Origin of the sequence: Mycobacterium paraffinicum (assembly GCF_025822865.1) — a bacterium.
Classification (GTDB): Bacteria; Actinomycetota; Actinomycetes; order Mycobacteriales; family Mycobacteriaceae; genus Mycobacterium; species Mycobacterium paraffinicum.
The window spans coordinates 66,376-92,440 of record NZ_JACKUR010000033.1 but is presented as its reverse complement, the minus strand read 5'-3'; the positions used below and the strand labels follow the sequence as shown (position 1 = coordinate 92,440).

Annotated in this window: 25 protein-coding genes and 1 pseudogene; 7 read left to right on the top strand and 19 right to left on the bottom strand. The window is 69.3% G+C overall.

Annotated elements, in window-relative coordinates; genetic code table 11:
• Positions 1-58: 58 nt before the first annotated feature.
• Positions 59-1,117, bottom strand: a complete 1,059-nt coding sequence (locus H7J89_RS23045; protein ID WP_264047072.1) for a DUF4192 domain-containing protein — start codon at positions 1,115-1,117, stop codon at positions 59-61.
• 111 nt (positions 1,118-1,228) lie between these two features.
• Here H7J89_RS23045 and sthA point away from each other — a divergent pair, with 111 nt between their 5' ends.
• Entirely contained in the window at positions 1,229-2,644 is a 1,416-nt protein-coding gene (sthA, locus tag H7J89_RS23040; protein ID WP_264047070.1) for a Si-specific NAD(P)(+) transhydrogenase, read from the top strand.
• Here the strand turns inward: sthA and H7J89_RS23035 are convergent.
• Positions 2,641-3,480, bottom strand: coding sequence for a trypsin-like serine peptidase (locus tag H7J89_RS23035; protein WP_264047068.1), 840 nt, complete (start codon positions 3,478-3,480; stop codon positions 2,641-2,643). The two genes, sthA and H7J89_RS23035, sit on opposite strands and share 4 nt — an antisense overlap.
• A 198-nt stretch (positions 3,481-3,678) precedes the next feature.
• Between H7J89_RS23035 and H7J89_RS23030 the strand changes: the two genes are divergently transcribed.
• From H7J89_RS23030 to H7J89_RS23020, 3 genes are read left to right on the top strand one after another with little or no spacing between them, the layout of a single operon-like run.
• Positions 3,679-4,653, top strand: a complete 975-nt coding sequence (locus tag H7J89_RS23030; RefSeq protein ID WP_264047066.1) for a proteasome assembly chaperone family protein — start codon at positions 3,679-3,681, stop codon at positions 4,651-4,653.
• 42 nt (positions 4,654-4,695) lie between these two features.
• Complete coding sequence (locus H7J89_RS23025; protein ID WP_264047063.1) at positions 4,696-5,727, top strand: alpha/beta fold hydrolase; 1,032 nt, start codon at positions 4,696-4,698, stop codon at positions 5,725-5,727.
• 36 nt (positions 5,728-5,763) lie between these two features.
• Entirely contained in the window at positions 5,764-6,450 is a 687-nt protein-coding gene (locus H7J89_RS23020) for a PhzF family phenazine biosynthesis protein (protein WP_264047061.1), read from the top strand.
• A gap of 8 nt (positions 6,451-6,458) precedes the next feature.
• Here the strand turns inward: H7J89_RS23020 and H7J89_RS23015 are convergent, their stop codons facing one another.
• The 3 genes from H7J89_RS23015 to H7J89_RS23005 form a co-directional block, all read right to left on the bottom strand.
• A complete protein-coding gene (locus tag H7J89_RS23015) occupies positions 6,459-6,941 on the bottom strand; it encodes a peroxynitrite isomerase (RefSeq protein ID WP_264047059.1) in 483 nt (160 codons plus the stop codon).
• A gap of 38 nt (positions 6,942-6,979) precedes the next feature.
• The gene (nrdR, locus tag H7J89_RS23010) at positions 6,980-7,444 is read right to left on the bottom strand and encodes a transcriptional regulator NrdR (protein ID WP_046184812.1); all 465 of its coding nucleotides are present in this window, start codon (positions 7,442-7,444) and stop codon (positions 6,980-6,982) included.
• A 103-nt stretch (positions 7,445-7,547) separates the two neighbouring features.
• Entirely contained in the window at positions 7,548-8,042 is a 495-nt protein-coding gene (locus H7J89_RS23005; protein ID WP_264047055.1) for a LysM peptidoglycan-binding domain-containing protein, read from the bottom strand.
• 290 nt (positions 8,043-8,332) lie between these two features.
• Between H7J89_RS23005 and lexA the strand changes: the two genes are divergently transcribed.
• Entirely contained in the window at positions 8,333-9,031 is a 699-nt protein-coding gene (gene lexA, locus H7J89_RS23000; RefSeq protein WP_264047054.1) for a transcriptional repressor LexA, read from the top strand.
• Between the two features lie 23 nt (positions 9,032-9,054).
• Here the strand turns inward: lexA and H7J89_RS22995 are convergent, their stop codons facing one another.
• The 8 genes from H7J89_RS22995 to H7J89_RS22960 form a co-directional block, all read right to left on the bottom strand.
• Positions 9,055-11,268, bottom strand: coding sequence for an LGFP repeat-containing protein (locus H7J89_RS22995; RefSeq protein WP_443677614.1), 2,214 nt, complete (start codon positions 11,266-11,268; stop codon positions 9,055-9,057).
• Between the two features lie 567 nt (positions 11,269-11,835).
• Positions 11,836-12,996, bottom strand: coding sequence for an acyl-CoA dehydrogenase family protein (locus H7J89_RS22990; RefSeq protein WP_067199338.1), 1,161 nt, complete (start codon positions 12,994-12,996; stop codon positions 11,836-11,838).
• A gap of 93 nt (positions 12,997-13,089) precedes the next feature.
• A complete protein-coding gene (gene hflX, locus H7J89_RS22985) occupies positions 13,090-14,529 on the bottom strand; it encodes a GTPase HflX (RefSeq protein WP_264047048.1) in 1,440 nt (479 codons plus the stop codon).
• 46 nt (positions 14,530-14,575) lie between these two features.
• Positions 14,576-15,448 carry a diaminopimelate epimerase gene (gene dapF, locus H7J89_RS22980; protein WP_264047138.1) on the bottom strand — a complete coding sequence of 291 codons (873 nt, stop codon included), beginning with the start codon at positions 15,446-15,448 and terminating at the stop codon, positions 14,576-14,578.
• Positions 15,449-15,470: 22 nt separating this feature from the next.
• Positions 15,471-16,403: a tRNA (adenosine(37)-N6)-dimethylallyltransferase MiaA gene (gene miaA, locus H7J89_RS22975; protein WP_264047137.1), complete on the bottom strand. Its 933-nt coding sequence runs from the start codon at positions 16,401-16,403 to the stop codon at positions 15,471-15,473.
• 7 nt (positions 16,404-16,410) lie between these two features.
• Positions 16,411-17,100, bottom strand: a complete 690-nt coding sequence (locus tag H7J89_RS22970; RefSeq protein ID WP_264047046.1) for a class III extradiol ring-cleavage dioxygenase family protein — start codon at positions 17,098-17,100, stop codon at positions 16,411-16,413.
• A 33-nt stretch (positions 17,101-17,133) separates the two neighbouring features.
• The gene (locus H7J89_RS22965) at positions 17,134-18,102 is read right to left on the bottom strand and encodes a DMT family transporter (RefSeq protein ID WP_264047044.1); all 969 of its coding nucleotides are present in this window, start codon (positions 18,100-18,102) and stop codon (positions 17,134-17,136) included.
• 188 nt (positions 18,103-18,290) lie between these two features.
• Positions 18,291-19,196 (bottom strand): DMT family transporter, encoded by a 906-nt coding sequence (locus H7J89_RS22960; RefSeq protein WP_264047042.1) that lies wholly within the window; start codon positions 19,194-19,196, stop codon positions 18,291-18,293.
• 231 nt (positions 19,197-19,427) lie between these two features.
• Between H7J89_RS22960 and H7J89_RS22955 the strand changes: the two genes are divergently transcribed.
• Positions 19,428-20,795: a DUF349 domain-containing protein gene (locus tag H7J89_RS22955; protein ID WP_264047040.1), complete on the top strand. Its 1,368-nt coding sequence runs from the start codon at positions 19,428-19,430 to the stop codon at positions 20,793-20,795.
• Here H7J89_RS22955 and H7J89_RS22950 read toward each other — a convergent pair.
• The 4 genes from H7J89_RS22950 to recA form a co-directional block, all read right to left on the bottom strand.
• Complete coding sequence (locus tag H7J89_RS22950; RefSeq protein ID WP_264047038.1) at positions 20,792-21,418, bottom strand: Rv2732c family membrane protein; 627 nt, start codon at positions 21,416-21,418, stop codon at positions 20,792-20,794. The two genes, H7J89_RS22955 and H7J89_RS22950, sit on opposite strands and share 4 nt — an antisense overlap.
• A complete protein-coding gene (miaB, locus tag H7J89_RS22945; protein ID WP_264047136.1) occupies positions 21,415-22,908 on the bottom strand; it encodes a tRNA (N6-isopentenyl adenosine(37)-C2)-methylthiotransferase MiaB in 1,494 nt (497 codons plus the stop codon). Before miaB ends, H7J89_RS22950 begins: the two co-directional genes overlap by 4 nt.
• Positions 22,909-22,969: 61 nt before the next feature.
• A complete protein-coding gene (recX, locus tag H7J89_RS22940) occupies positions 22,970-23,482 on the bottom strand; it encodes a recombination regulator RecX (protein WP_264047037.1) in 513 nt (170 codons plus the stop codon).
• Positions 23,448-24,488, bottom strand: coding sequence for a recombinase RecA (recA, locus tag H7J89_RS22935; protein WP_068046950.1), 1,041 nt, complete (start codon positions 24,486-24,488; stop codon positions 23,448-23,450). Before recA ends, recX begins: the two co-directional genes overlap by 35 nt.
• Before the next feature lie 332 nt (positions 24,489-24,820).
• Between recA and H7J89_RS22930 the strand changes: the two are divergent.
• Positions 24,821-25,485, top strand: a pseudogene (locus H7J89_RS22930) ((2Fe-2S)-binding protein).
• A 54-nt stretch (positions 25,486-25,539) separates the two neighbouring features.
• Here H7J89_RS22930 and H7J89_RS22925 read toward each other — a convergent pair.
• Positions 25,540-25,734, bottom strand: coding sequence for a DUF3046 domain-containing protein (locus H7J89_RS22925; RefSeq protein ID WP_067199382.1), 195 nt, complete (start codon positions 25,732-25,734; stop codon positions 25,540-25,542).
• A 43-nt stretch (positions 25,735-25,777) separates the two neighbouring features.
• Positions 25,778-26,041: a hypothetical protein gene (locus H7J89_RS22920; RefSeq protein ID WP_264047035.1), complete on the bottom strand. Its 264-nt coding sequence runs from the start codon at positions 26,039-26,041 to the stop codon at positions 25,778-25,780.
• Between the last annotated feature and the right edge of the window lie 24 nt (positions 26,042-26,065).

Genomic DNA, 26,065 nt, shown 5'->3' with positions numbered 1-26,065 from the left:
CACCTCCCGCTTGCGGGGGACTTCGCCCGGCTCCGCCGCGCTCGCGATCGCGACGGGGCTAGCACGCCCGGCGCCCGAATGGCCGTCGCGGCGGCAACCGCACTCCGAGCTCTTTGGCCAGCCGGTAGCCGGTGAGCGCCAGTTCCCGGATGTCCTCGGGCCGCAGGCCCGACTGCAACGCCGTGTCCAGCATGCCCGCCATCCGATGCCCGGGCTCGCAGCGCAGCGCGGCCTCCAGCGATATCCCGGCCAGCGGCCCGTCACCGCGGACGTAGGCGGTGAACGCGAGCAGCACCAGCGCCTCCACCCGCCAGGGCGGGGGCAGGGTGCGAGCGAGCAGCGCCCACAGGGACTCCGCCTCATCGGCATTCTCACCGACCGCCAGGGCGTAGAGGATGTCGCGCACCTGCGCGTCGACGAGTGCGCAGCCCAGCTTCGCCAGCTGGCCTGCGGTCAGCGCCTCGCCGGCGGCGACACGGGACGCGGCCGCCATCGCGTGCTTCACGTCGGCGCGGGCGCACCGGGCCGGATCCGCGCGGTGCGCAGACCGGCGCCTGGTCTCGTGCCGGTCGATCACGGCGGTCAGTTTGGCGCTGCGCGCCGTGTCCTCGATCGCGATGACGGCCTGCAGGTCGGCGCGGCGCGCGTACAGCCGCCTGCCGTCGAGCACCGCCGCGGCCGCCAGCGGCGACGCCGAAGGATCGTCGACGAGGCCGCTCGAGCCGCAACCGTCCACGCAGTGCCAGCGCCCACCGAGGGCGACCCGGTCTACCACGTGTGCGGCCCACAGCTCGATGTCGTGCTCGGACAACGACTTTGCGAGCGCATCGCACACCAGGCGGTGATCGTCGTTACAGCAGGGGCAGTGCGCCCCCTCCGCGTCGACGATCACCGCGATGGCGGCGTCGGGCCGGGCCGCGGCGGCGACCTCCGCGAGGTGTCCGACCCGCGCCGCGAGCTCGTCGGACAGGTCGACCCGCATCACCGCTCCGAGGTCGCCACCATCCAAAGACACCAGTACCAATGAATTTTCGGGAACGAAGCCGAGGACGGCGGGCAGCGCGGCGATGAGTGCGCCGGGCCGGTTCAGTTTGAAGTCAGGTCGATGCGTCGTCATGGGCACCACGCTGACGGGCCGCACCGTCAGCCGGTGCTCGGGAGAACGGATGGAATCCCGGGCCTGTGAATGAACCCAGCACTGTGAGTTCCGCTGCTCTACTGTTACCCCATGAGTTCGGCGCAAGAGTACGACATGGTGGTCATCGGCTCGGGGCCCGGCGGGCAGAAGGCCGCCATCGCCTCGGCCAAGCTCGGCAAGACCGTCGCGGTCGTCGAACGCGGCCAGATGCTCGGTGGGGTGTGCGTCCAGACCGGCACCATCCCGTCAAAGACGTTGCGCGAGGCCGTCCTTTACCTGACCGGGATGAGCCAACGGGAACTGTACGGCGCGAGCTATCGCGTCAAGGAGAAGATCACCCCGGCCGACCTGCTGGCCCGCACCCAGCACGTGATCGGCAAGGAGGTCGACGTGGTGCGCAACCAGCTGATGCGCAACCGCATCGACCTGCTGCTGGGCCATGGCCGGTTCGTCGACCCGCACACCATCGAGGTCGAAGACCCGTCCCGTCGCGAAAAGTTAACCGTCAGCGGCAAATACATCGTCATCGCCACCGGCACCCGGCCCGCACGGCCGTCCGGCGTCGAGTTCGACGAGGAGCGGGTGCTCGACTCCGACGGGATCCTCGACCTGAAATCGCTGCCCACCTCGATGGTGGTGGTGGGTGCCGGTGTCATCGGCATCGAATACGCCTCGATGTTCGCCGCGCTGGGCACCAAGGTCACCGTCGTGGAGAAGCGCAGCGACATGCTGGACTTCTGCGACCCCGAGGTGGTGGAGGCGCTGAAGTTCCACCTACGCGACCTGGCGGTGACGTTCCGGTTCGGTGAGGAGGTGACCGCCGTCGACGTCGGCTCGGCCGGCACCGTCACCACCCTGGCCAGCGGCAAGCAGATCCCCGCCGAGACCGTGATGTATTCCGCCGGGCGGCAGGGCCAGACCGACCACCTCGACCTGCACAACGCCGAGCTGGAGGCCGACAACCGCGGCCGGATCTTCGTCGACGACTTCTTCCAGACCAAGGTGCCGCACATCTACGCCGTCGGTGACGTGATCGGCTTCCCCGCGCTGGCCGCGACCTCGATGGAACAGGGCCGGCTGGCCGCCTACCACGCCTTCGGGGAGCCGACCGACGGGATCACCGAACTGCAGCCGATCGGCATCTACTCCATCCCCGAGGTGTCCTACGTGGGCGCCACCGAGGTCGAGCTGACGAAAAACGCGATCCCGTACGAGGTCGGCGTGGCCAGATACCGCGAACTGGCCCGCGGCCAGATCGCCGGCGACTCCTACGGCATGCTCAAGCTGCTGGTGTCCACCGACGATCTCAAGCTGCTGGGCGTGCACATCTTCGGCACCAGCGCCACCGAGATGGTGCACATCGGGCAGGCCGTCATGGGCTGCGGCGGCACCGTCGAATACCTGGTGGACGCCGTCTTCAACTACCCCACGTTCTCCGAGGCCTACAAGGTGGCCGCGCTCGACGTGATGAACAAGGTGCGCGCGCTCAACCAGTTCCGCGCCTAGCAGCTGTCGTCGAGCTCCCCGGGAACCGGGTCGCCGGGGCCGCCCGCATCGGCACGGGCCAACAGTCGCGCGGTCTGCACGTCGAACGGGGCCGAATACGACACGTTCGCGGCGCACCCACCGCGCTCGAAACCCCCGATCACCCCGGTCAGCGTGGTACCGCTGACCCAGGGCGCGCCGCTGGTGCCGTCCACCAGCCCCTCGCACGGAAACGAGGGAAATCCGGCCTCGGTCAACGACGTGCTCGCCTGACACCCGATGGGAGCGCCACCGACACCGGCCGGATAACCCATCACGGTGACGTGGCTACCGGGCGGCGGCGTCGTGCCCAGCGTCAGCGCCAGGCCGGCGTGCGACTCCACCGAACCCCCGGCGTCGTTACTCAGCCGTGCGATCGCGTAGTCGGCGTTGGGATCCTTGCTCGCGGTCCAGCGGGGATCGAGGTAAACGGCGTCGGCCTTCCACACATCGGCCGGCGCGGGGGCCGCGTCGCCGACGAACCCCGGCACGAAGGTGATCTTGGAGGCCCCGGCCAGGCAGTGCGCCGCGGTCATCATCAGGTTGCCGCCCGCGGAATGCACCACCGAGCCAGTGCATACGTGCAGCGGACCGCCGTCGATGAAGATGGCGCCGACGCGCTTGTCCGGGTCCACCGGGCCCGCCACCGCCTTTTGCTGGGGCGTGCCGAGCCGCTGCACCGGCGCACTGCTGCGCACGGCCGGCGCCGGCGGGGCCGATGCACGATCGTTCGGCGGCCGCTTGCACGACGTCACCGACGTCGTCACGGCGACCACCAAACACAGCAACAGGGTCGGTACGCGCATCGGTTTCATCATGCCTGACACCTGCACAGAGAGCAGATTTCGACGCGTCGCGTGCCGACCGGCTCGCCGGCAAGACTCACGACCGACCCCCCGACATGTTCACTCGTGGATTAAACCCGAACTTCACATCGCTGTTTGATATTGGTGCCCACCGATTCGGGGGACACTGGTAGGGCACGCTGGAGAAACCCCCGAGAGGAGGCGATTCCGATGGCTCACGATCAGGACCCGCAGGAGCAGCAGTACCAGCCGGGACAGGCCGGCATGTACGAGCTCGAGCTGCCCGCGCCCCAGCTGTCGACGTCGGACGGGCGAGGCCCGGTGCTGGTGCACGCGTTGGAAGGCTTCTCGGATGCCGGTCACGCGATCCGGCTGGCCTCGTCGCATCTGAAAGCGGCGTTGGACTCCGAGCTGGTGGCGTCCTTCGCCATCGACGAATTGCTGGATTACCGGTCGCGGCGGCCGCTGATGACCTTCAAGACCGATCACTTCACGAACTACGACGACCCCGAGCTGAGCCTGTACGCGCTGCGCGACACCATCGGCACCCCGTTTCTGCTCCTCGCCGGGATGGAACCGGACCTGAAGTGGGAGCGCTTCATCACCGCGGTCCGCCTACTGGCGGAGCGCCTCAACGTTCGCCAGACCATCGGCCTGGGCACCGTGCCGATGGCGGTTCCGCACACGCGGCCGATCACGATGACCGCGCATTCGAACAACCCCGAGTTGATCGCCGAGTTCACGCCGTGGATCTCGGAGATCCAGGTCCCCGGCAGCGCGTCGAACCTGCTGGAATATCGGATGGCCCAGCACGGCCACGAGGTCGTCGGCTACACGGTGCATGTGCCGCACTACCTGACGCAGACCGACTACCCGGCGGCCGCCGAGGCGTTGCTCGAGCAGGTGGCCAAGATCGCGTCGCTGGAGCTTCCGTTGACGGCGTTGACCGAAGCGGCAGCGGTGATCCGGACCAAGATCGACGAGCAGGTCGAGGCGAGCGCGGAGGTTGCTCAAGTGGTGACCGCGCTCGAGCGCCAGTACGATGCCTTCATCGACGCTCAGGAGAACAGGTCGTTACTAACTCGGGACGAGGACCTGCCTAGCGGCGACGAGCTTGGCGCAGAGTTTGAGCGATTCCTCGCCCAGGAGGCGGAGAAGAAGCGCGGCGACGACGACCAGGCCTGACCTTTCCGCCCGGCCTTCCCGGCCCGACACCAAGGTGGCGACATGACCGAGCGGAAGCGCAAGAGCACTCTCCGCCCGGTGCGGGAGGTCAGCGAGCCCCGGCTGGAGTTCCGCACCATCCACGGCTACAAGCGGGCCTACCGGATCGCCGGTGACGGGCCGGCGATCCTGCTGGTCCACGGCATCGGCGACAACTCCACCACCTGGAACACGGTGCAGGCCAAGCTCGCCCAGCGGTTCACCGTCATCGCGCCGGACCTGTTGGGCCACGGGCGATCCGACAAGCCACGCGCCGATTATTCGGTCGCCGCCTACGCCAACGGGATGCGCGACCTGCTCAGCGTGCTCGACATCGAGCGGGTCACGGTTGTCGGCCATTCGCTGGGCGGCGGCGTGGCCATGCAATTCGCCTACCAGTTCCCGCATTTGGTCGACCGGCTGATCCTGGTCGCGGCCGGCGGCGTCACCAAGGACGTCAATGTCGCCTTCCGGTTGGCCTCGTTGCCGATGGGCAGCGAGGCCCTGGCCTTGCTCCGGCTTCCCCTGGTGTTGCCGGCGGTGCAGCTGGCGGGACGGATCGCGGGTCTGGCGATCGGATCGACCGGCCTGGGCCGCGACCTGCCCAACGTCCTGCGGATCCTCGACGACCTGCCGGAGCCGACGGCGTCGGCGGCGTTCAGCCGGACCCTGCGGGCGGTGGTGGACTGGCGCGGGCAGATCGTCACCATGCTCGATCGGTGCTATTTGACCGAAGCCATCCCGGTGCAGATCGTCTGGGGCACCAAGGATGTGGTCGTCCCGGTTCGTCATGCGTGGATGGCGCACGCCGCGATGCCCGGCTCCCGCCTGGAGATCTTCCAGGGCTCCGGTCACTTCCCCTTCCACGACGACCCCGCTCGCTTCATCGACGTGGTCGAACGCTTCGTCGACACCACCGCGCCGGCTGAATACGATCAGGCCGCCCTGCGTGAGCTGCTCCGCAGCGGCGGCGGCGAGAAGGCCGTGACCGGCCCCGCCCCCACCCGCGTCGCCGTGCTGAACGCCATGGGATCCGACGAACGCAGCGCCACCTGACCCCCGCGGCCGCGCCCGGGGCCGTACAGTCGGGCCATGGGTATCGACGTCACCGTGCTGCGGGTGTTCAGCGATCCGGAGGGGAATTTCGGCAATCCGCTCGGTGTCGTGGATGCCGCCCAGGTCGAGCCCGCCGCTCGGCAACGGCTCGCAACTCAATTGGGCTATAGCGAAACGGTTTTCGTCGACGTTCCGGCTGCCGGATCAACGACGGCGCACGCCACCATTTACACCCCGCTGATCCAGATTGCGTTCGCCGGACACCCGACCGTCGGCGCGGCGTGGTGGCTGCGTGAGAACGGAACGCCGATCAACACCCTGCAGGTGACGGCCGGCATCGTGCAGGTGAGCTATGGGGCGGAAAGCGCGGGCATCAGCGCACGTTCGGACTGGGCTCCCGAGGTCGCCCTGCACGAATTCGATTCAGCCGACGACCTTCTCGCCGCCGACCCGGGAGATTTTTCCGACGACACGGCGCATTACCTGTGGGCGTGGACCGACAGGGCCGCCGGATCGGTACGCGCCCGCGTGTTTGCCGCCAACCTCGGTGTGCCGGAAGACGAGGCGACCGGCTCGGCAGCGATGCGAATCACCGACTACCTCAGCCGCGACCTACACATCACCCAGGGCAAGGGATCGGTCATCGAGACGACGTGGAACGCCGAGGGCTGGGTGGGGGTGGCCGGGCGCGTCGTCAATGACGGTGTGACGCACCTGAACTGACGATTGGCTCAGCGCTGCCGGTGCAGCACCGCGGCGAGGTGGTGCTGTAAGGGCTGCCCGACGGCGCCCATCTGCACCGAATACGACAGCTCGTCGCCGTCGATGTGGAAGGAACGGCCGAGCGCGGTCACCTCTTTGGCGGTCGGGGTCAGCCCGACGTCCGTTGTGGACAGCGCGATTTCGATCTGGCCGCCGGCGGCCGAATACGTGCCGACCTCGATTTCGGTGATGCCGCTCGGGTGCGCCAGCACCAGCTCGACGTGACCGGGCCGCGGCACGCGCAGGTATCCGGTCTCGGCGTGCAACGGCTTGCCGTCGGGCGCCTTGGTCTTTTGCGCGTAGGCCAGAAATGGCTTACCGACGTGGGAGAAGACCACTTCTTCGAGGTAGTCGAAGGGCTGGATCGTCGGGTACTCGCCCGCGCCCTGGCCAGCCCAGGTTCCCAGGAGTGGTGCCAGTGCCTCGAGATCGGGATGCAAGTCGGTGGGCATGAAACCGAGCCTAGGCCCGGGCGGCTCGGGCCGGTCCGTCAGCTCGGTGTTGTCACCTGGCGGTGTTCGCGCAGCGCCTGGATCTCGCGTTCGAAATCGTCCGCGGACTCAAACGAGCGATATACCGACGCGAACCGCAGGTACGCCACTTCGTCGAGGTCGCGCAGCGGGCCGAGGATGGCCAGCCCGACCTCGTGGCTCGCGACCTCCGGGGAACCCGCGGCGCGCACGGTGTCCTCGACCTGCTGAGCCAGCAGGTTCAGCGCGTCGTCGTCCACCTGGCGGCCCTGGCAGGCCCGGCGGACACCGCTGATCACCTTCTCCCTGCTGAAAGGTTCGGTGACCCCGCTGCGCTTGACCACCGCGAGAACCGCGGTCTCGACTGTCGTGAAACGCCGCCCGCACTCGGGGCAGGATCGGCGGCGCCGGATGGCCTGCCCTTCATCGGTTTCCCTCGAGTCGATCACCCGGGAATCGGGATGCCGGCAGAACGGGCAATGCATGGCCGCTCCTTCGCCGCGCCGACAAACACCAGGTACCGCAGCACGAGCGTACCCGTGCGCTCACCTGCGCGGCGAATGCAGCCGGCCGCCGCGAGGGCGGTGATCAGCCGACCGGGGCGATCAGCGTTTGGCCCGCCACCAGCGTCGGTGAGTTCATGTCGTTGAGTTCGCGGATCCGGTCGGCAACCTGGCGCGCCGGCGCGTCGGGCGCCACCCGGTGAGCGACGTCTTGCAGCGACTCCCCCGCCTCGACGCGGACCACGGCCAATCGGTCGGGTACGTGAGCAGCCGAACTCCCGGCGTCGCCGTTGAGCACCTGACCGACGTTCCCGACGAGACCCAGCCACAGCGTGATCGCCCCGGCCGCCAACGCCAACCAGACTGTGGTCGCCACCGTGACGGGACGCTTGCGATGCGGCGCGGCGGACATCGCGACGCCGGTGCCGTAATAACGCGTCGGCGCGCCCGCCGGCCTCGACGGACCGGGCCGGCGGGAACGGGCCAGCCCGTCCCGGCCGTAACGAAGCCCCTGGAGCGGTCCGTTGACCGGACGCCGAGGGCTGCTGGTACGCGGCGCCAGCGTGTGGATGGTTGTCATCTGCGTTCCTCCGGTCAACTTGATTCGCTCAGCTGTTCGACTGTATCGCTCGTGTGTTCGAAATCCGAACATGTGAGCGAAGCGTGTCGCACGAGTCGAACGCTAGACCACGCCACCGACAAGTCCGTGGTCGCCAGAGCTGACATGCGGCTGAAATACCCGATCTGCCGAAGAGTTACACCTTTGTGATTAACGACTTCGGCGGGTGATTTATGCCGATGCGACGACCCGCGACACGCTAGTCGAACACATGTTTGATTCTCGGCCGCGGTGGGGTTACATTCAGTGCCATGAGCGACAGCAACGACACTTCATCGGCCCGCGCGGACGGTCGGCTGCACGCCGTGGATTCATCGCTGACCGAACGGCAACGCACGATTCTGAACGTCATTCGCGCGTCGGTCACCAGTCGCGGTTACCCGCCGAGCATCCGGGAGATCGGCGACGCCGTCGGCCTGACGTCGACCTCGTCGGTGGCTCATCAGCTGCGCACCCTGGAGCGCAAGGGATACCTGCGTCGCGACCCGAACCGCCCGCGGGCGGTCGACGTCCGCGGCGCCGATGACGAGGTGGCGGCCCGCACCACCGACGTCGCCGGCTCGGACGCCCTGCCGGAGCCGACGTTCGTTCCGGTTCTGGGGCGCATCGCGGCCGGTGGCCCCATCCTCGCCGAGGAGGCGGTCGAGGATGTCTTCCCGCTGCCGCGCGAGCTGGTCGGCGAGGGCACGCTCTTCCTGCTCAAGGTCGTCGGCGACTCCATGATCGAGGCGGCGATCTGCGACGGCGACTGGGTGGTGGTGCGCCAGCAGAACGTCGCCGACAACGGCGACATCGTCGCGGCCATGCTCGACGGGGAGGCCACCGTGAAGACGTTCAAGCGCGCCGGCGGTCAGGTATGGCTGATGCCGCACAACCCCGCGTTCGATCCCATTCCCGGCAATGACGCGACCGTGCTCGGCAAGGTCGTCACGGTGATCCGCAAGGTCTAGCCCGTCGCGGACTTCCGGCCGGCTCAGTCCGCCTTGACGAAGCCGTTGGCCTGCGCCACTTCTTCGCTGGACAACCAGATTTCGGCGAGGGTGTCGTGGTAAAGCTCGCTGCCCGGTGTGTAGTACAGCCCGAAGCGGGCGCTCGCCTTGATCGGGTATCCGTCGGGCACCTGATAGGGATCGTCGAGCGGTAGGTGGATCGTCGGGCGCCCGGCCGGGCCGGCCCCTACGGCGGTGTCCTCGTCATCCGTGGCCGCGTGCCGCCCGCTGCGCTGCTCGGATGCGGCGGCGGCCGCCGCCGCCGCGACGGCTTCCGGGGCGGCAACTTCTGGCGCGGGGGGTTCGGCGACGTCCGCCGGGACGTGCGGGACCGCAACATCCGGATACTCGCCCTCGGGAGCGGCGACGTCGGGGCCACCGGTGCCGAACTCGGGGGCCGGGGGCGTTGGCGCTTCGGCGACGTCGAGGTATTCGGCCTCCACATAGTCATCGTCCGCGCGGGCGGCGTCCGCGTAGGCGGACTCCCGCTCGTCGTCGGCGTACTCGACCTCGGCGTAATCCTCGTCCGCGTAATCCCCGTCGGCGTAATCCCCGTCGGCGTAATCGGATTCGGCGTATTCAGTCTCCGTCTCGGGGTAGCCGGCCTCCGACAGCGCCGCCGGCGAGACCGCGGAGAAGGAGTCGGTGTCCACCGCGTCGGGGTCCTGCTCGAATGAATCCTCTTCGTCGCCGCCGCGCCGCCAGCTGACCCGGCCGGCCGCCTCCGGCGCTTCCGGCTGACGCGCGAAATGCTCGGTGGTGACGTCGTCGCGTTCCCACTGCCGCTCGGTGCCGGCGTCGTAACCGGCATCGAGGTCGCGGGCAGGCTCGTAGCCGGCGTCCTCGCGTATGACGCGACGCCGACGCCAACCGATCGCGAGCAACCCCGCCAAGACGATCAGCACCAGCACCGGGATGGCGGCCAGCAGCCACCACCACTGCCACGTGAACTTCTTGGCGTGGGCGGGCATCGCCGAGTTGCTCGGCTGGTTCTGGCCCGACACCTGCAGGCCGGACAGCAGCGGCGCAAGGTTGGCGGGATCCGTGCTGAACGTGTTCTTCGCCCGGTTCCACGAGATCTTGCCGCCGGCGAACTGCTGGGAGACGACGTCGCCGTCGACGGACTGGTCGCCGACGGGCGCGCCCAGCTTGCCGCTCGGTCCGCGGAGCTTGTCCCACGCCGCCTTCATGGCGCCGCGCACCACGAACGCGCCGCGCTCCGACGTCCAGAAGATCACCGGTTTGTCGGCACCGGAGAACGTGACCATGCGGCTGGACGGGATGCCGCCGTCGGATTCGTTGGCGGTGGGGAAACCCAGGTCGCTGCCGGCGGGTCCGCCAAGCGACTCGTACTTGGCCAGGATGTTGGTCTCGACGGCGTTCGCGCCGGTGGCGGGGCTGAAATAGACCTTGCCGTTGGCGAAGTCCTGGACGATTCCGTCGCCGCCGATCGGATATTGCGTCCCCTTCTTCACCCCCAACGGCCCATTGGGCCCACCGGCCGCGCGCCAGGCCATGTTGATGGCCGCGGTGGGATCGATCGCCACCTGCAGGCCCTTCAACTGGTCGGCCAGTGCGGGCGGCTCGGTGGAGAACTGTTTCGTCTGCCTGTTCCACGAGACCTGGCCGCCGCTGAACTTCTGGGCGGACACCTCGCCGTTGTAGGTTTCGTCGCCGACCGGGACGCCGAGGACGCCGCCCGAACTGCCCAGTTTGTCCCAGGCGGCGTTGATCGCGCCGCGCACCACGAACGCGCCGTGGTCGGGCGTCCAGAAGATCACCGGCTTGTCGCTGGCCGAGAAGGTGGCCACCCGGCTGTCGGGGCCCGCGAGGCCGGGCACTTCGTTGATGGCGGGAAAGCCCAGATCGCTGCCCGCGGGCCCGCCCAGCATCTCGTATTTGTCCAGGATCGGCCCGTAGACGAACTTGGCGCCGGTCGCCGGGGTGAAGAACATCTTGCCGCCATCGAAGTCCAGCGCGAAACCATCCCCGGCGGGATACACATCGCCCTTCCGGGCGCCCAGGGGTGAACCGTCGCCGCCGGCCTTCTCCCAGGCCGCCATCATGGCGGCCTCGGCGTCGCCGATGGGAGACGCCGCTGCCGGCGGCGCCAGCAAGGCGACGGCTATCGCCGTGGCGGTCAAGGTGACCAGCGCGCTCCCGACCAGCCTGCGCATGTGACCTCTCTGCCCGTTCACCAAGCCTCCCAGCCGACGGCCATGCCCCTGTCAGTGGCTAGGCCCGTGCCTGCACAGCCGGCAGGCGGGCCGTAGTCCGACCGCGGGGAAACGACCCCGTTCCGATCCGCATTATCGCCGGGCGCGCATAACTTTGCTCCCGCGAACGAAAAATGCGAAGTCAAATCACGAATATTACAAAAACGGATACCACGCTGATGTCGAAATGATGCATAGGCACGCTCAAATCGCGACGGGCCGCGGCAACGGTCGCGCGGCCTATGGATATTCGAGCCCCACCCCGAACCCGACGCCCGCTTGCGCAATAGCGCACGGCTGCCGTCGCGCGCAGCGATTCCGCGGTCGCGGATGTTGCCGGGCCTACCGGGGTCGTCAGCGGCGTCGCGCTTTTCGGCTCGAGCCATTACGCGGGCGACGCACCCCGGACACATGCGCCGACGGTACGTGAAGCCATTAACTCTTCAGCGATCTACCCGAAAAATCGCCCCGCGCGCCGGGCATTGACGAGGTTTGCCGTCAGTGTGCGAATTCGCCGGCCCGATGGCGTTGTCGACCAACGTGTTAGCGCTAGACCCCGAGGCTGCGCCCGATGATCTCTTTCATGATCTCGGTCGTTCCGCCGTAGATGGTCTGCACCCGCGCGTCCAAATAGGCACGGGCGACCGGGTATTCGCGCATGTAGCCGTAGCCGCCGTGCAACTGCAGGCAACGGTCGATCAGGTGCACCTGCTTTTCGGTGGAGTACCACTTGGCCATCGCCGCCTGCTCCGCCGTCAGCTTCTTGTCCAGGTGCAGCCGGATGAACTCGTCGACCATCATGCGCACCACCGTCGCCTCGGTCGCCAGCTCGGCGAGCACGAAGCGGCTGTTCTGGAAGCTGCCGATCGGCTTGTTAAACGCCTTGCGTTCCTTGGTGTATTGCAGGGTTTCTTCCAGCACCTGCTCCATTGCCGCGGCCGCCATGATGGCGATCGAAATCCGTTCCTGCGGCAGGTTCTGCATCAGGTAGATGAATCCCATGCCCTCCTGCCCCAGCAGGTTTTCGGCGGGCACCTTGACATCGGTGAACGACAACTCGGCGGTGTCCTGCGCGTCCAGCCCGATCTTGTTCAAGTGCCGGCCGCGTTCGAAACCCTCCATGCCGCGTTCGACGACGAGCAACGAAAAGCCCTGCGCCCCTTTGTCGGGATCGGTCTGCGCGACCACGATCACCAGGTCGGCGTTGATTCCGTTGGTGATGAACGTCTTTGCGCCGTTGAGCACGTAGTGGTCACCCTGCTTGACCGCGCGGGTCTTGATGCCCTGCAGGTCGCTGCCGGTTCCCGGCTCGGTCATCGCGATCGCCGTGATGATCTCGCCGGTGCAGAACTTCGGCAGCCAGCGTTGCTTCTGCTCTTCGGTGGCCAGGGCCAGCAGGTACGGCGCCACGATGTCGTTGTGCAGGCCGAAGCCGATCCCGCTGTAGCGACCGGCGGTGGTCTCCTCGGTGATGATCGTGTTGTACCGGAAGTCGGGGTTGCCCCCGCCGCCGTACTCCTCGGGCACCGCCATGCCGAGGAAGCCCTGCTTGCCGGCCTCGAGCCACACGCCGCGGTCGACGATCTTCGCCTTCTCCCATTCGTCGTGATGGGGCGCGACGTGGCGATCGAGGAAGGCCCGGTAGGACTCGCGGAACAGGTCGTGCTCCGCCTCGAAAAGAGAGCGCTGGTACTTGACGGCACTGCCCATGTGGATGACCTCCGGCGACTGGAAACTCTGTCGCCCAACATATACCAACCAGACGGTTGGTAGGCGGCCGGCGGGGTCCGGTCGCCGGGCAGATCAGCGTGTCGAGAACTCCTGTAGGCGGCCGGCAAGCGCCACCGGTACGCGGGCCTTGATCCGGGTGCCGTCGGAGTTGTGCTCCTCCTGCTGCACGCGACCGTCGGCGTGCAGCCGGGCCACCAGGTCACCGCGGTGGTAGGGAATCACCACGTCCACTGCGGTATCGGCAGGAACCGCCAGCTCGCCCATCCGGCGCCGGAGCGCGTCGATGCCCTCGCCGGTCCTGGCCGAGACGAAGACCGCGCCGGGCAGCGCGTGACGAAGCTTGGCCAGGGTCAGGCCACTCGCGGCATCGACCTTGTTGACCACCAACAGCTCCGGGGGTGGGTCGCCGTTATGGTCGGCGACGACGTCGGAGATCACCGCGCGAACCGCGTTGATCTGGGCCAGCGGGTTGGCGTCGGAGCCGTCGACCACATGCAGCAACAGGTCGGCGTCGACGACCTCCTCCAGCGTGGAACGGAACGCCTCGACCAGTTGGGTGGGCAGGTGCCGGACGAACCCGACGGTGTCGGTGATCGTGTAAGCGCGGGCCCCCTTGGAATCGGGGCCGAACTCGGCGCGCCGCGTGGTGGGTTCCAGCGTGGCGAACAACGCGTCCTGCACCAGCACCCCCGCGCCGGTCAGCGCGTTGAGCAGGCTGGACTTGCCGGCGTTGGTGTAGCCGACGATGGCGATCGATGGCATGTCGCTGTGCAGGCGGCGGCTGCGCTGGGTGTCGCGGACCTGTTTCATGTCCTTGATCTCGCGGCGCAGCTTGGCCATTCGTTCACGGATGCGGCGGCGGTCGGTCTCGATCTTGGTTTCACCGGGACCGCGCAGGCCCACGCCTCCCCCGCTGCCGCCGGCGCGGCCACCGGCCTGCCGGGACATCGATTCACCCCAGCCGCGCAGCCGCGGCAGCATGTACTCCATCTGGGCCAGCGAGACCTGCGCCTTGCCCTCCCGGCTGGTGGCGTGCTGGGCGAAGATGTCCAAAATCAGCGCGGTGCGGTCGATGACCTTGACCTTCACCGCCTTCTCCAGCGCGGTCAGCTGCGCCGGGGACAGTTCGCCGTCGCAGATCACCGTGTCGGCGCCGGTGGCCAGCACCACTTCGCGTAGCTCCTGGGCCTTGCCCGAGCCGATGTAGGTCGACGGGTCGGGCTTGTCGCGGCGCTGGATGAGCCCTTCGAGCACCTGGGAACCGGCGGTCTCGGCCAGGGCGGCCAACTCGGCCATGCTGGCCTCGCTGTCGGCGGCGGTGCCGTCGGTCCACACGCCGACCAGGACGACGCGTTCCAGCCGGAGCTGGCGGTACTCGACTTCGGATACGTCGGCGAGTTCGGTGGATAGTCCGGCGACGCGGCGCAGCGCCGACCGTTCTTCCAGGGCGAGTTCGCCGGTGCTTGGCTCCGCAACTGCGGGAGCGTAATTGGGAGATTCAGGATGTGTCATAGGCAATACAACATGATGCACGGCGAATCGGCGTCGTGCACCCGAATTAACGCTGCTGCGCGTTCCACCATTCCCCGCTCAGCTGCCCCTGCGCCACCAGTACCGAGGGCCCTCTCAAGTAGCTGGTGGCATCGGTGATGGTGACGACGACGTCGCCGCCCGGCACCCGCACCGTGAGGGTGCCGGTATCCGCCCCGCCGGCGGCCAGTGCGGCCACCGTGGCCGCGACCGTGCCGGTGCCGCACGAGCGGGTCTCACCCACGCCCCGCTCGTGCACCCGCATCCGCACCGCGCCGCCGGCCGGTGCCGTGAGAACTTCGATGTTGACCCCCTCCGGGAACTGGGCGTGGTCGTAGCTGACCGGCGCCGCGACGTCCAGCCTGGTCAGCTCCTCGGCGGTCAGGTCGGGATCCACACACGCCAGGTGGGGATTGCCCACGTCGACCGCCACACCGGAAAACCGGCGCCCGCCGACCGTCGCCTCGCCCGGGCCCAGCGTGTTGGCCTTGCCCATGTCGACGGTGACGTCGGCATAGGTCGCATCGACGCGGTGCACGGTGACCGGCCGCGGGCCGGCCAGCGACCCGATCACGAACTCGTCCCGGGACTCCATCCCGCTGGCCCGCAGGTAGTGCGCGAACACCCGGACGCCGTTGCCGCACATCTGGGCGACGGAGCCGTCGGCGTTGCGGTAGTCCATGTACCAGTCGGCCGAGTCCACGCCGTCGGGCAGCCGGTCGAGCACGCCGGCCGAGTGGGCGGCACCGGCGGTGGTCACCCGCAGCACCCCGTCGGCGCCCAGCCCGCGCCGCCGGTCGCACAGGGCGGCCACCCGGGCCGCGGTGAGTGTGAGCGCCGCGTCGACATCGGGCAACAACACGAAGTCGTTCTCCGTGCCGTGGCCCTTGGCGAAGATCATGGGCGCCGCGCGATTCACCTGCTCAGGATACGTGGCGCCAGGCTCGCAGGGCTTCGTCGACGAGTCGCGCGCTATCCGCGGCGTCCAGCCAGTGGACCCGGTGGTCGCGGCGGAACCATGACCGCTGCCGTCGCACATAGCGTCGGGTGCCCACGTAGGTCTGTTCCCGCGCGTCGCGCAGTCGATCCGCGCCGCCCCCGGCGTCGAGCGCCTCGATCACCTGGGCGTAGCCCAGGGCGCGCGACGCGGTGACCCCGTCGCGCAGGCCCGCGCCGAGCAGCGCGCCCACCTCGCCGACCAGGCCCTGGTCGAACATGGCGTCGGTGCGGCGGGCCAACCGCTCGTCCAGAATCGTTGTCTCGCAATCCAGTCCGACGATGGCGGTGTCCCACCTCGGCGGGCCGATGCGGGGTGCGGACGCGGCGTACGGCCGGCCGGTCAGCTCGACCACTTCGAGCGCCCGCACGGTGCGCCGCGCGTCGGTGGGCAGGATGGCCGCGGCGGCGGCGGGGTCGCGACGGGCCAGCTCGGCGTGCAGCCCGCCGACCCCGACCTCGGCAAGCCGCTGTTCCCAGCGCGCCCGCACGGCGGGATCGGTCGCCGGGAACGACCAGTCGTCGAGCAGGGACTGGATGTAGAGCATCGAGCCGCCCACGATGATGGGCACGGCGCCGCGGGCGGCGATCGCCTCGACGTCGGCCGCGGCCGCGCGCTGGTAGCGGGCGACGGTCGCGGTCTCGGTGACGTCCAGGACGTCGAGCTGGTGGTGCGGGATGCCGCGGCGTTGGTCGACGGGAAGCTTGGCCGTCCCGATGTCCATTCCGCGATAGAGCTGCATCGCGTCGGCGTTCACGATTTCGGCGGCGCCCTCGAGCCGTTGGACCCGTTCTGCGAGGTCGAGCGCCAGCTGCGACTTGCCGGTTCCGGTGGGGCCGATGATCGCCAGTGGTCGCACGGCCACCTCAGAGCTGCCAGGCGCCGGCGAAGTAGCCCACGCCGTAGGGCGCACCCCGGTACAGCTCCTTGGCCGATCGCGGCCCGGGTTCGGACAGGCCGGCCAGCACCTGAAAGGCGACCCGGCCCAGGATCTGCCGCGGCAGCCGCGTCAGGGCGGCGACGTCGCCGGTTGCCAGCGCGTCGTCGAGGGCGGCCTGCGAGCCGGCGTTGCCCGGGTCGCATCCGCCGGGCGCGGCCGGTGTCAGGGTGTTCGCGCCGTCGGCCACGACCAGCACGCCGATCGGCTCCGGTGATCGGTCGATGTCGGCGCGCAAGCGGCGCCCCTGGGCCAGGGCGGTCCCGGCGTCGTGGTCGGCGGAGTAGACGCGGGCCTGCGCGGTCGCGTCGGGCCGGACCTGGCCCCGGACCCAGCCGGCCAGCAACACGCACACGGGCAGGTCGGCGGGCGCCGCGGAGGGGGCTTGCGGGGAAAGCCCGACCCGCACGTCGGCGCCGAAACCCGCGAAGGAGCCGGCCGTGTCGGGGCCGAAAACCTCGTCACACCCGGCGGTCCCGATGACGGTCCAGCGCGCGGGCAATAAGGCGGCCGCCGCCAGCACCGCGGCCGTCAGCTCGGCCACCTCCGCGGCGGCCGCTCCGGCGAGCTCGGGCACCAACAGCGGAGCCGAGGGAACGATGGCAATGCCGCTGAGCACGCCACCAAACTAACGGTTCGCCGGAGCGTGTGTTCAGGCCTCGGCCGCCGCGACTACGGGGCCGGTGTTAAAAGGGCCGGCGTCGCCGTCCTCGGATGACCACGCGCCCGGCGTGAGGCTTCCGTCGTCGTGCCCAACCTCCGCGACCATCGTCGCGGCCTCGCCGCGGGCCAGCGCGACCGTTGCCACGATCACCACCGCCACCGCCGCGATCAGCACGAAGGCCTTGGGCCCGTCGGCGTGCAGTGTTTCGCCGAGCACGAAGATGCCGAGCAACCCGGCCACGACGGGCTTCGCGACGGTCATCGTCGGCATCGAGGCCGTCAGCGCGCCGGCGCGGAACGCCGACTGCTGGAAGATCATCCCGGTCAGCGCCAGCAGTAGCCAGGGGACGAACTCGGGGGCTGTCAGCACGGCCAACGGGCCGTCCTCGCCCACCTCGACGATGCCCTTGGTGAGCACTGCGAACAACGCCAGGGCCGACCCCGCCACCACCGCGAGCAGCGCGGCCGCCATCGGGCTGCCCGACCAGACCCGCGCCGCCACCACGCACCCGATCAGCAGCGGCACCATCACCGCGGCGACGATTGCCCACGTCTGAACCGACGCGCGCTGATGGCCGGAGGCCGGGTCACCGATGATGATGACCACCGCCAGGGCGCCGGCCAATGTCACCGCCCACACCCACTCCCAGCGGGTCACCCGGCGTTTGGTCAGCCGGGCGTAGATCGGCAGGGCGAAAAGCAACGCGGTCACCTGCAGCGCGGTCACCAACACCACCGAACCCCACGCCAGGGCCCCGGCCTGCAGGCTGTAGTTGACGATCGCGGCCAGGCCGCCCAACCACCACCGGGTGTCCCGCAGCGACATGCGGAACAGCTCGAGATGGCCGACCTGCTTGTCCGTGATCTCCTGCGCCGAGCGCTGACGGATCACATCGCCGACCGCGGACGCCAACGCCGCACACAGCGCTATCAGCGCGGCGACATCAACCTTCGACATGAGCGACCCCTCACCTCACGACTTGCCCCGACCAGCTTTCCCTGGGGTGCGGGGAAATACACCAAAAATTCGCGATCAGTTCAGCAACGACTGTATGACGTAGAGCACGTCACTGCTCTCTGACCCGTTCATCCACTGTTGATACGTCATCAACATAAGTAGGTGCTGTGGGTACCGCCGCGATTCGGTTACAACGCCGGTTGCGCGGCTGCGCCCGCGAGCCGCGCCGCTACCCGGTCGCGCGTCGTGGAGGCGTCGACGCGAGCGAGCTCGACGGTGGCCGCCGTCATCACCAGCGCCGCCACCGCCAGCGCCAGCATTCCGGCGCGGCCGGTGCCGAGGGTCTCGCCGAGGACGACGACGCCCAGCACGGCCGACACGACCGGTTGGGACACTTCCAGCGTCGGCATGGACGCGGTCAGCGAGCCGGCCCGAAAGGCCGATTGCTCCCAGGCGAATCCCGCCAGGGCAACCAGCAGCCAGGCGTACAGCTCGGGCGTCCGGACCACCGCCCACCCGCCGTCGCCGACCCGATGGACGACGCCTTTGGCGAGCACCGCGAAGAAGGCCCAGAGCGAACCGGAGACGAATGCGAGCAGCGCCGCGGCCAGGGCGCCGCCCCAAATCCGAGCGGCCACCACGCATCCGACCAGCAACGGAACCAGCACCGCCGCCACGATGGCCCAGGTCCGCAGCGACGCGGTCGACCGGCCCGCCTGCGGGTTGCCGACCGTGACGATCACGGTCACCGCGGCGGTGAGCACGACGGCCCAGGCCCACTCGCGCGCGGTGACGGTGCGGTTGGCCAGCCTGGCGCTGATGGGCAACGCGAACAGCAGGGACAGGACCAGCAACGCCTGCACCAGCAATACCGAGCCCTGGCCAAGCGCGGCCGCCTGCAGCACGATGCTGACCACCAGCATCAGGGCGCCCCACCGCCAGCGCCGGTTGCCCAGTAGCCTGCGGAAGAGTTCGAGCTGTCCGACCGACGTGTCGGTGATCCGGTGCGTCGCGCGCTGCTGCAGTACGTCGCCGATCGCCACGCAGAGCGCGGACGCCAACGCGAGCAACGCGGCGATGTCCGCCTTGGCCATGGGTTCTCCGTCCGAGTCGGGGTACGGACAACTGTCATACCGCTGGGTCCGGGCGGATGCATCTCGAACGAGAAGATCAGGGTGGCGGCGCATGGGCCGCCAAGCTGCTTGAATACTGTTAAGCAGCTGTTGGGAGAGCCGAGACGGCCGGCCCGCGGCTGCAGTAGATGGTGCCGCTACGCGCGGCAGGTGCGCGGAATACCGACCGCGCGAAGGGTAGGTGACGAGCGCATGACGGCCGACGAACCACACGGCGGAGACCCGGCTGACCTGGTGGCCCAACCGGTTTCGCGCCCGGTGCCACGTCCGGGACCACGTCCCGGGCCCCGGCCGCTCAGTCCGGGGCCGCGGCCCACCACCCATCCCATACCCATACCGGCGCCCCCGCGCAGCGATCCGCATCAGTTCGGGCGGGTCGACGATGACGGCACCGTCTGGCTGATCACCGCCGCCGGCGAGCGCATCGTCGGCTCCTGGCAGGCCGGCGACCGAGAAGCCGCCTTCGCCCACTTCGGCCGCCGCTTCGACGACCTGAGCACCGAGATCACCCTCATGGAGGAGCGGCTGGCGGCCGGAACCGGTGACCCGCGCAAGATCAAAGCCCACGCCACCGAACTGGCCGAAACGTTGCCGACGGCGTCCGTGCTGGGCGACATCGACGCGCTCGCCCGCCGGCTGACCAGCCTCATCGACCAGGTCGAGAGCACCGTCGCCGAGGAGCGCTCCCGCCGCGACGAGCATCGCGCCGCTCAGACCGCGCGCAAGGAGGCGCTGGCCGCCGAGGCCGAGGAGTTGGGCGCCAACTCGACCCAGTGGAAGGCGGCCGGCGACCGGCTGCGCGCCATCCTCGACGAGTGGAAGACCATCAACGGCCTGGACCGCAAGGTCGACGACGCGCTGTGGAAGCGCTATTCGGCGGCCCGGGAGGCCTTCAACCGGCGGCGGGGATCGCATTTCGCCGAGCTGGACCGGGAACGAGTGGGAGTCCGGCAGGCCAAGGAACGGCTGTGCGAGCGGGCCGAGGAGTTGTCCGATTCGACGGACTGGACCGCCACCAGCGCGGAGTTCCGCAAACTGCTCACGGAGTGGAAGGCGGCGGGCCGAGCGGCCCGCGACGTCGACGACGCCCTGTGGCGGCGGTTCAAGGCGGCCCAGGACATCTTCTTCGCGGCCCGCAACGCGGCGACGGCGGAGAAGGACGCGGAGCTGCGGGCCAACGCCACCGCCAAGGAGGCGCTGCTGGCCGAGGCGGAGAAGATCGACACGAGCAACCACGACACGGCCAGGGCCGCGCTGCGGGCGATCGCCGAGAAGTGGGACGCGATCGGCAAGGTGCCGCGGGAGCGGTCCGCCGAATTGGAGCGCCGACTGCGTGCGATCGAGAAGAAGGTGCGCGATGCGGGCGAGGCCGATTGGTCGGATCCGCAGGCGCAGGCCCGCGCCGAGCAGTTCCGCACCCGCGCCGAACAATACGAGCAGCAGGCCCAGAAGGCCGCGGCGGCGGGCCGCACCAAAGAGGCCGAAGAGGCCAGGGCCAACGCCGAGCAGTGGCGGCAGTGGGCGCAGGCGGCCGCCGAGGCGCTGACCCGCAAGGCCTAGGTTTCGGGATCCTTTGGGGCCGCGCCGTTCGGCCCGCCCCGGCGGTTCGGGGCGTCGGGCCCGTCGTCGAGGCTGTCGAGCAGCGTCATCGACTGCTGCTGCGCCGCGACGCGGCGCCGCTGCTCCTCGGCCGCGAGTTGCACGATGGTGCGCGACCACACCACCCGGGCCCACTGGTAGGTCAGCGTGAGGACGACGATCCAGGCAGCGATCAGCCCCACCCCCGGGCCCGGATGCCCCGCGGCCACCGTCTGGCGCGACCAGATGGCCAACATTCCCGCCGCGCCGGCGAGCGCCGAACCCGCCAGCGCGATCCAGGCCAGCGCCCAGCGCCGCGTGACCAACGCCAGCATCGAGAAGCCGACGCCGAACACCAGCGTCAGCCAGGCGAACACCCGCGACGGCAGCGACACCGCGGCCGCGCCGGCCCCGTGGCTGCTGAACAACACGTCCCAGCCGCGCACCGCGCCGGTGTGCGGCAGGATGAACGATCCCAGCAGCACGAAGACCAGGATGGCCACGACGAAACCTCGTGGGCCCGGGTCGAATCCGCGCGCCACGCGGCGCTCGGCGGCCTCGATTTCGGTGCGCAGGGCGTCGAGGTCGGGGTGTTCTTCGTTCATCGGGCACATCCAAGGGGTTCGATTGGGCCGGCGGGCGGTCCGACGGCGGGCATGCCGAGCCCGATGCCATCCGGGCGCTGCCCGGCGGCGTGCGCGTCCCCAGCGCGGGTGCGGCGATGGCTGAGGACGCCGGCGTCGGCGATGAGGTGGTGCGGCGCGGCCTGGGTGACCACCGCGGTGACGAAATCCCCCGGTCGGATTCCGTCGTCGGCGCTGAAGTGCACCAGGCGGCCGTCGCGGGCGCGGCCGGTCATCCGCGCCGTGCGGTTGTCCTTGCGTCCCTCGCCGGCGGCGACCAGCAGCTCGACGGTCTGGCCGACCAGCGCGCGATTGCCCTCCAGCGAGATCTGCTCCTGCAGCTCGACCAGACGCTCATAGCGTTCCTGCACAACGGCTTTCGGAAGCTGCCCGGCGAGCTCGGCGGCCGGGGTGCCGGGCCGCTTGGAGTACTGGAAGGTGAACGCGGCCGCGAACCGGGCCTGCCGCACCACGTCCAGGGTGGCCGCGAAGTCCTCTTCGGTCTCACCGGGAAACCCGACGATCAGGTCGGTGGTGATGGCGGCGTGCGGCATGGCCGCCCGCACGCGGTCGATGATGCCGAGGTAGCGCTCGGCACGGTACGAGCGCCGCATCGCGCGCAGCACCCGGTCGGAGCCCGACTGCAGCGGCATGTGCAGGGCGGGGCAGACATTGGGCGTTTCCGCCATGGCGTCGATGACGTCGTCGGTGAATTCGGCCGGATGCGGGGAGGTGAACCGCACCCGCTCCAGACCGTCGATGTCCCCGCAGGCCCGCAGGAGGCGCGCGAAGGCGCCGCGATCGCGGGGCAGCGCCGGGTCGGCGAACGACACCCCATAGGCGTTGACGTTCTGGCCCAGCAGCGTGACTTCGAGCACCCCGTCGTCCACCAGTGCCCTGACCTCGGCCAGGATGTCGGCCGGGCTGCGGTCGACCTCCTTACCCCGCAGCGAGGGCACGATGCAGAAGGTGCAGCTGTTGTTACACCCGACGGAAACGGAAACCCAAGCGGCGTAAGCAGATTCGCGCGCACTCGGCAGCGACGACGGAAACTCCTGCAGCGACTCGGCGATCTCCACCTGGGCGACCTTGTTGTGCCGCGCCCGTTCCAGCAGCGTGGGCAGCGATCCGAGGTTGTGCGTGCCGAAGACGACGTCGACCCAGGGCGCCTTGCGCAGCAACGCATCCCGGTCTTTTTGGGCCAGGCAACCCCCGACCGCGATCTGCATCTCGGGGTTGCCGCGCTTGCGCGGCGCCAGGTGGCTGAGGTTGCCGTACAGCTTGTTGTCGGCGTTCTCGCGGACCGCGCAGGTGTTGAAGACGACCACGTCGGCGTCGGCACCCTCGACCGCGCGCTCGTAGCCGGCCGCTTCCAGCAGACCCGCCAACCGCTCGGAATCGTGGACGTTCATCTGGCAGCCGTAGGTGCGCACCTGGTAGGTACGCGCCCCCGAAACATCTCGGGCCACCATCGAAGTCACGGGGCCATGGTACGGCGACCGGTCGGCGGGCGAGAAACCGCACGTCACCGGCCTAGACCCGGCGGCGCTCCCGTTCGGCGGCCAGTTCGGCGAGGACGACCTCGCACGCCAGGTTCTGGCTGTAGCCACGGCGCGCCAACATGCCGACCAGCCGGCGGGTCACTCGCGCGTCATCGCCGTCCAGCGTTTCCCGACGCAGCTTGGCCCGCACCAGCTGCTCGGCCCGGTCCCGCTCGGCACCGGCGTCGATCCCGGACAGCGCGGTGGCGATCACGTCCCTGTCGACACCCTTGGTGCGCAGTTCCACGGCCAGGGCCCGCCTGCTCTTCGCCCGGCGGGACTGCACCCACTGCTCGGCGAAGTCGCTGTCGTCGACCAGGCCGACGGCGGCGAGCCGGTCGAGCACGGCAGCGCTGATGTCCTCGGGGTATCCGCGTTTCGCCAGCTGGCCGTGCAGCTCGGCCCGGGTGCGCGCCCTCGCGGTGAGCAGGCGCAGGCACAGCGTCCGCGCCTGCTCCTCGCGAGAGGGCTCAGAAATCGACGGGGGCGGGCAGGACGTCGTCATCGGTCACGACCGCGCCAATGCCGAGCTTCTCCTTGATCTTCTTCTCGATCTCGTTGGCCACCTCGCCGTTTTCCATCAGGAAGGTGCGGGCATTCTCCTTGCCCTGACCGAGCTGCTCACCCTCGTAGGTGAACCAGGAACCGGACTTGCGGATGAAGCCCTGCTCCACGCCCATATCGATCAGCGAACCCTCGCGGCTGATTCCCCTGCCGTAGAGGATGTCGAATTCCGCCTGCTTGAACGGGGGCGACACCTTGTTCTTGACGACCTTGACCCGGGTGCGGTTACCGACCGCGTTGGTGCCGTCCTTGAGCGTCTCGATCCGGCGCACGTCCATGCGCACCGACGCGTAGAACTTCAAAGCCTTACCGCCCGTGGTGGTTTCCGGGCTGCCGAACATCACCCCGATCTTTTCCCGCAGCTGGTTGATGAAGATCGCGGTGGTTCCCGAATTGTTCAGCGCGCCAGTCATTTTCCGCAGCGCCTGGCTCATCAGCCGGGCCTGCAGACCGACGTGGCTGTCCCCCATCTCGCCCTCGAGCTCCGCGCGCGGCACCAGCGCCGCCACCGAGTCGATGACCAGGATGTCCAGCGCGCCGGAGCGGATCAGCATGTCGGCGATCTCGAGGGCCTGCTCCCCCGTGTCGGGCTGGCTGACCAGCAGGGAATCGGTGTCCACGCCCAGCTTCTTGGCGTAGTCCGGGTCCAGGGCGTGCTCGGCGTCGATGAACGCCGCGACGCCGCCGGCGGCCTGGGCGTTGGCCACGGCGTGCAGGGCGACGGTGGTCTTACCCGAGGACTCCGGGCCGTAGATCTCCACGACCCGGCCGCGGGGCAGGCCGCCGATGCCCAGGGCCACGTCCAGTGCGATGGATCCGGTCGGGATGACCGAGATCGGCTGACGCATCTCGTCGCCGAGACGCATCACCGAGCCTTTGCCATAGCTCTTTTCGATCTGGGCCATCGCCAGTTCGAGAGCCTTCTCGCGGTCGGGGGCTTGCGTCATGGTGCCTCTCCTATGGTTCGGTGTGTTCGGTGACCGGTGTCGGTCGGTTGGCCGTGACACTAGAGAAGGCCACCGACAAGTTGACTCATCGAACGTTCCCCACAGTAGCCGAACACCTGTTCGATTCAAGTGGACACGCCGAGCCCACCGCGCGTATGGCAACATCTGCTACCGAAAGGCGCTGACGGGGCATGAGCCTGAGGAAACCGGTGCGAATCCGGCGCGGTCCCGCCACTGTGACCGGGAGGGGATGTCCCCACCCGCGAGTCACCGTCGGCGCTTCCTCACCACAACCGGGGCGGATCTCCCCATAAGAGGCTGGTCGCACATACATGGACATCTCTGCTGAGCTGGCCGAAATATCCTGCTACAAGGGGTTTTTCGCGTTGCCCGTGGGTGATGCTGCGGGATGGCACCCGGTCGGGCGGTCCTACGCCGACGGCTTCACCGACCTGATCGACGCCACCGCCAGGCGGTATCACACGACGGACCTGCGCGTCGCCGCCTCGCTGGTTCACCTGGGCCATGCCACCCGCCTGTGGTCGCCCGTGCTCGCATGCGCGCTGGCTCACGGTGTCGTCCCCGACCTGGGCGCGACTTGCAACGCGCCGACGACGGGGCCCAACTGCGGCTGCCCGCGCCCGTCGGGATCCCCGCCGACTCACCGGACGTGCTGTACCGGGTGGTGGTGCAAGAGCACATGGAGCCGCTCGCCGCGGGGCTGCGGGTCAAACTGGCGCCCGCCCTGCTGGCGGGCAACGTCGCCTCCGCGCTGACCGGCGCCGCCCCGGCCCTGCTCGCGGCGCGGCCCGACCTCGGCCCGCGGATCGCCGAGATGACCCATGCGCTGCTGGGCACCGGCGCGCTGGCCGGATCGGGCGTCACCGGCCCACGCCTGGGGTTCAAGCGTCGCAGTTGCTGCCTCTTTTATCGCCTCCCCGGTGGGTCCGTCTGCGGCGATTGCGTGTTCGAGGCGCCACCGTCGAAGCGAAGTTAGCCGCGCGGCTCTACTGCGGCAGAACGAATACCCGCCCTACGAATAAGCTCCCCGTCACCACTGGTCGCGCGGCACGTCGAAGTCGACGCACAGGGCCCGCCACACGTCGCGGGGCTCGGCCCCGTCCTCGATCGCCTGCGCGGCGGTACGGCCGTCGAAACCGCTCAGCACATGGTCCGCCAGCACCGAAGAGCCGTATGCCGCACCGAATCGCAGGACGACGCGCTCGTTGAATTCCGTTAGCCGCACGCCAGCAAGATACCCACCGGGCAGCGATCGGACACCGGCCGCATTACCGCCAACTGGCCGGCAGGTCGATCAGGTGGTTGGGGCAGAAGTCCTGGACGGCCTCGGACATGGTCGTCCGCGCCCGCTGCGCCGACATTCGGGAGCGCAACTGCATGAAGGCGTATTCGGCCGGCGCATAGCCCTGCTCAGCGGCCGCCGGGTCGTCCATCAACTGGCATGCCTGCTGCTCGTCGCCGCTGTCGGCACGCGCGACGCCCGAGCCGAAGATCAAGGCAAGCAGCAGGCCGCCCGCGGCGATCGTCCTCATTGCCGGCGCCCTCCCTTCGCGAAC

Excerpts from the sequence above, each read along its gene's own strand:
- nrdR (WP_046184812.1), bottom strand. The coding sequence starts at position 7,444 with ATGCATTGCCCGTTCTGCCGGCATCCCGATTCCCGGGTGATCGACTCG.
- H7J89_RS23030 (WP_264047066.1), top strand. The coding sequence starts at position 3,679 with ATGGCTCACGATCAGGACCCGCAGGAGCAGCAGTACCAGCCGGGACAG.
- recA (WP_068046950.1), bottom strand. The coding sequence starts at position 24,488 with ATGACGCAAGCCCCCGACCGCGAGAAGGCTCTCGAACTGGCGATGGCC.
- dapF (WP_264047138.1), bottom strand. The coding sequence starts at position 15,448 with ATGATCTTCGCCAAGGGCCACGGCACGGAGAACGACTTCGTGTTGTTG.
- H7J89_RS22950 (WP_264047038.1), bottom strand. The coding sequence starts at position 21,418 with ATGAACGAAGAACACCCCGACCTCGACGCCCTGCGCACCGAAATCGAG.
- H7J89_RS23045 (WP_264047072.1), bottom strand. The coding sequence starts at position 1,117 with ATGACGACGCATCGACCTGACTTCAAACTGAACCGGCCCGGCGCACTC.
- recX (WP_264047037.1), bottom strand. The coding sequence starts at position 23,482 with ATGACGACGTCCTGCCCGCCCCCGTCGATTTCTGAGCCCTCTCGCGAG.
- H7J89_RS22965 (WP_264047044.1), bottom strand. The coding sequence starts at position 18,102 with ATGTCGAAGGTTGATGTCGCCGCGCTGATAGCGCTGTGTGCGGCGTTG.
- H7J89_RS23025 (WP_264047063.1), top strand. The coding sequence starts at position 4,696 with ATGACCGAGCGGAAGCGCAAGAGCACTCTCCGCCCGGTGCGGGAGGTC.
- lexA (WP_264047054.1), top strand. The coding sequence starts at position 8,333 with ATGAGCGACAGCAACGACACTTCATCGGCCCGCGCGGACGGTCGGCTG.
- H7J89_RS23035 (WP_264047068.1), bottom strand. The coding sequence starts at position 3,480 with ATGATGAAACCGATGCGCGTACCGACCCTGTTGCTGTGTTTGGTGGTC.
- sthA (WP_264047070.1), top strand. The coding sequence starts at position 1,229 with ATGAGTTCGGCGCAAGAGTACGACATGGTGGTCATCGGCTCGGGGCCC.
- H7J89_RS22955 (WP_264047040.1), top strand. The coding sequence starts at position 19,428 with ATGACGGCCGACGAACCACACGGCGGAGACCCGGCTGACCTGGTGGCC.
- H7J89_RS22920 (WP_264047035.1), bottom strand. The coding sequence starts at position 26,041 with ATGAGGACGATCGCCGCGGGCGGCCTGCTGCTTGCCTTGATCTTCGGC.
- H7J89_RS23005 (WP_264047055.1), bottom strand. The coding sequence starts at position 8,042 with ATGACAACCATCCACACGCTGGCGCCGCGTACCAGCAGCCCTCGGCGT.
- miaB (WP_264047136.1), bottom strand. The coding sequence starts at position 22,908 with ATGGTGGCCCGAGATGTTTCGGGGGCGCGTACCTACCAGGTGCGCACC.
- hflX (WP_264047048.1), bottom strand. The coding sequence starts at position 14,529 with ATGACACATCCTGAATCTCCCAATTACGCTCCCGCAGTTGCGGAGCCA.
- H7J89_RS22960 (WP_264047042.1), bottom strand. The coding sequence starts at position 19,196 with ATGGCCAAGGCGGACATCGCCGCGTTGCTCGCGTTGGCGTCCGCGCTC.
- H7J89_RS23015 (WP_264047059.1), bottom strand. The coding sequence starts at position 6,941 with ATGCCCACCGACTTGCATCCCGATCTCGAGGCACTGGCACCACTCCTG.
- H7J89_RS22990 (WP_067199338.1), bottom strand. The coding sequence starts at position 12,996 with ATGGGCAGTGCCGTCAAGTACCAGCGCTCTCTTTTCGAGGCGGAGCAC.
- H7J89_RS23020 (WP_264047061.1), top strand. The coding sequence starts at position 5,764 with ATGGGTATCGACGTCACCGTGCTGCGGGTGTTCAGCGATCCGGAGGGG.